Raw genomic sequence first — 3,387 nt, 5'->3', positions numbered from 1 at the left:
GATGCGGCCGGTCGCAGCGGCCGAGGGCGACGAACAGGCGCCGGGGCACGGCCAGGCGGCCGCTGCCGCCCTGGTGGTGCCGCGCCGCCAGGGCGCGATCCACCGCGGCGCGGCGGCTGCGGGCCAGCCGGTCGTCGGCCTGGTCGGCCAGGGCGGCGGCGGTGGGGGTCACGGCATAGCCGCGGGCCTCGGCGATCAGCGAGACGTAATAGCCGAATGAGAGGGGGCGCTGGTCGCGGCACAGATTGACCACGGTGGTGCCGGGCGTCGCGCCGAAATCCGGCAGGTGATGCCCGTCCAGCAGGTCATCGGGGGTGACGACGCGACATTGGGGAGGCAGGTCGTCCGCGAGCCCGTCGGGCTCGTCGGCGACGATGAGAGTTGCGGCCATGGGTCCATGAAGGTGGTGGCAATGGCCGCCATCGTCCCGCCGCGTCGCGTAAAGGCGCTATTCGGATTTCGCAATCAGCGAGTTAGGTGTATAAACGCATAAGTGTTTATGTGTGTGAGTGTTATCCGATGTCCGCGACACGCTGGAATCTCGTTGTCTCGCAATCGACCGACATGGCGTTGCGCCAGTTTCTGGCCAGCCAGGGCGGCGGCCGCAAGGGCGATCTGTCCCGCTTCGTCGAAGAGGCCGTGCGCGCGCATATCCTGGAGCTGACGGCGGCACAGGCAAAGGCGGCCAACGCCAATATCGGCCAGGACGCTCTCGACGCCGCGATCGAGGAAGCCCTGGGCGCCGCGCGTGACTGATGCGCGTCATCCTCGACAGCAACATCTTCCTCAGCGCGTTGCTGTCGCCGGGTGGATCGCCACATCGGATCTACGAGGCTTGGCGCCGCGGCCGCTTCGAGATCGCGACCTGTGACGAGCAGCTCGAGGAGCTGCGCCGGGCCAGCCGCTATCCCAAGTTCCGGAGCATCCTGCAGCCGCACCGCGTCGGCCTGATGCTCAACAACCTCCAGCGGGCCGTGGTCTTCGACCGCCTGCCGGATCACCATGAGACGGCAGATCCGCATGACGCCTATCTTCTGGCCTTGGCGGAGATCTCCGGGGCCCGATACCTCGTCACCGGAGACAAGCGGGCCGGGTTGCTCGATCGCAGATCCCTGGGGGTCACCCGCATCGTCACCGCAGCGGCCTTCTGTGACGCCGTCCTATAAGGTGCCGGCCCTCAATCCGCCGCGAACACACGCTCGGTGAACCGTGCGGCCAGACGGCCGAGTTCGGGGCCGAGGACGCGGTCCTCGGCCACCGGCGGCACGGTGCTGCGGAGGTCGTCGACGAAGCCGCGCAGCGCCGGCGGTGCCGTCCGGCCGGTGACGTGCAGCGCCTGTGACGCGACCACGGCCAGCATTGCCAGCGCCGCGTCGAGGCAACGGCCGGCCCGTTCTTCCTTCGACCAGGCCGGGAAGGCGGTGGTGGCGACATCGTCCTGGCCGGCGCCCGCGGCCTCGGTGCCGGGGATGAAGGTGCGCTGCGCCGCCGCCTTGGCCTGCTCCAGATACCCGGTCACCGCCATCGGCACATAGCCCAGGCTGCCGTGGCCGTCGCTGTCGCTCGGGTCGCGGCCGACCATCAGCAGGTCGGGCAGATGCGACACCCGGCCGGCCAGCAGCTTGGAGCTGTGCCGGTCGCAGAGCAGGCAGAGATCGGCCCAGATCGCCGCCAGATCGTCGAGCGCCGGCGCCGCCATGGCGTTGTGGTAGCCGCCGGTGCTGATGCAGCGGCCAAGCGGATGGGCCGGATCCGCCGGGTCGGGCGGGATGTAGACCGGGTTGTCGGACGCCGAGGCCAGCGAAGTGGTGGCGGCTCGTTCCGCCCCGGCCAGGGCCCGGTGCGCCTGGCCCAGCACCCTCGGCACGATGCGATAGCTGACCGGGGCCTGGTAGCCGCGCCGGCCGTCACTGCCACTATCGAGGAAGCCGCGCAGGCCGCGCAGGGCGGCAGCCTCATGTTCGTCGCCCCACAGCGTCTCCAGCGCGGCGTCGTAGTGCTCCAGCGGTGCCCGGAACGCCTCGATCGACAGGGCGAAGACGGTCTCGGCCAGCCGGATGCGGCGGCGGGCGGCCAGGGCGGCATCGGCCACCAGCGCCGCGGCACAGGGTGAGCCGTTGATCAGCGACCCGCGCTCCTTGACCTCGAGGCCGAAGCCGGCGCTGAGCCCGGCGAACAGCGGATACAGCGCCAGGATCTCGCCGGCGCCGCCCTGGCCGGCGGCGGGCACGGATGGCATCGGCCCGCCCTCCAGCATGGCGGCGACGGCCAGGGCGATGCGCGGCGTCGTTGCGGCATGGCCTTCCAGGAAATTCGCCAGCCGGGCCAGCACGATGCCCCGCACGACGCGGTCAGGCAGCGGGTCGCCGAAGGCGGTGGCGGCGGCGAAGGCCTTGATCCGGGCGTGGCGGTCCCGCTCCTCCGGCCGCAGGCGGCGATCGGCCAGCTCGCCCATCGCCGTGGTCACGCCGTAGATGACGAGGTTCGGATCGGTGTCGATCAGCTGCAGGAAGGCGGCCCGGCATTCGGCGATCCGTTGCAGCGCCGGCTCGGTGATGCGGACGGCCTCGCCCTGCCAGGCGACGCGGTGCAGGGCGGCGAGGCTGATATCCGCCCGAATCGTCAGTGCCACCGTCATTCGAATCCGCCCCGTCCGCTCATGTACGGGGCGCGATGGCCCCTATCCGGCGGGCAGCTTCGCAAAAGCAACGGCCGGCGGCGATGGGATTCGCCTGCCGGCCGTTTCAGTCCGGTGCAGGCCCCGGATCTGGGCCTGCGGTCGCTTACAGCACCGCGCCGTGGCAGTGCTTGAACTTCTTGCCCGAGCCGCAGGGGCAGGGGGCGTTGCGCGGGGTCTGGGCCCAGTCCGGGTTCAGCGCGAAGGCCGCGCTGGCCGCCGCCACCGCACTGCCGGCGGTCGCCATCTCCGGTGCGGCCAGGCCCAGCGCCGGGTCCTGCCGGGTCTCGTGCATCTCCTGCTGCATCGCCGCCTGCTGCTGCTGCGCGTCGACATCCTCGGGCCGCGTGACCCGCAGCTCGACCTGGGCCAGCACCTGGGTGACGTTCTCGCGCAGCGCGCCCAGCATCTCCTCGAACAGGTTGAACGCCTCGGCCTGGTATTCGCGCAGCGGGTCGCGCTGGGCATAGGCGCGCAGGTTGATGCCCTGGCGCAGATGGTCGAGGGTCAGCAGGTGGTCCTTCCAGCTCTGGTCCAGGATCTGCAGCAGCAGGCTCTTCTCCGCCATGTGCATGATCTCGGGGCCATAGGCCTCGACCTTGGCCGCCATCTTGGCGTCGATCGCGTGCTGGATCCGCTCCTCGATCTCGCGGTTGGCGATGCCCTCTTCCTTGGCCCATTCCTTGACCGGCAGGTCCATGCCGAACAGG

5 protein-coding genes are annotated in these 3,387 nt (G+C 70.7%); 2 read left to right on the top strand and 3 right to left on the bottom strand.

Annotation, left to right across the window (positions count from 1 at the left end; translation table 11 throughout):
- A partial coding sequence (locus AC3XYG_RS25685; RefSeq protein WP_489142714.1) for a RimK-like ATPgrasp N-terminal domain-containing protein occupies positions 1–391 on the bottom strand: 391 nt, incomplete at its 3' end.
- 128 nt (positions 392–519) lie between these two features.
- Here AC3XYG_RS25685 and AC3XYG_RS25680 point away from each other — a divergent pair.
- Together AC3XYG_RS25680 and AC3XYG_RS25675 are read left to right on the top strand one after the other, a co-directional pair.
- The gene (locus AC3XYG_RS25680) at positions 520–756 is read left to right on the top strand and encodes a ribbon-helix-helix domain-containing protein (RefSeq protein WP_489142713.1); all 237 of its coding nucleotides are present in this window, start codon (positions 520–522) and stop codon (positions 754–756) included.
- Positions 756–1,166 (top strand): putative toxin-antitoxin system toxin component, PIN family, encoded by a 411-nt coding sequence (locus AC3XYG_RS25675; RefSeq protein WP_489142712.1) that lies wholly within the window; start codon positions 756–758, stop codon positions 1,164–1,166. Before AC3XYG_RS25680 ends, AC3XYG_RS25675 begins: the two co-directional genes overlap by 1 nt.
- An 11-nt stretch (positions 1,167–1,177) precedes the next feature.
- Here the strand turns inward: AC3XYG_RS25675 and AC3XYG_RS25670 are convergent, their stop codons facing one another.
- A complete protein-coding gene (locus AC3XYG_RS25670; RefSeq protein ID WP_489142711.1) occupies positions 1,178–2,632 on the bottom strand; it encodes an aromatic amino acid lyase in 1,455 nt (484 codons plus the stop codon).
- 151 nt (positions 2,633–2,783) lie between these two features.
- Positions 2,784–3,387: SEC-C metal-binding domain-containing protein (locus AC3XYG_RS25665; RefSeq protein ID WP_489142710.1), on the bottom strand; the 604-nt coding region annotated here is incomplete at its 5' end.

The organism is Inquilinus sp. (genome assembly GCF_057815775.1).
This window is presented reverse-complemented; position numbering and strand designations above follow the sequence as displayed.

What these genes read in the sequence shown, in the direction of transcription:
- AC3XYG_RS25675 (WP_489142712.1), top strand. Translation starts at nt 756, where the DNA reads ATGCGCGTCATCCTCGACAGCAACATCTTCCTCAGCGCGTTGCTGTCG.
- AC3XYG_RS25680 (WP_489142713.1), top strand. Translation starts at nt 520, where the DNA reads ATGTCCGCGACACGCTGGAATCTCGTTGTCTCGCAATCGACCGACATG.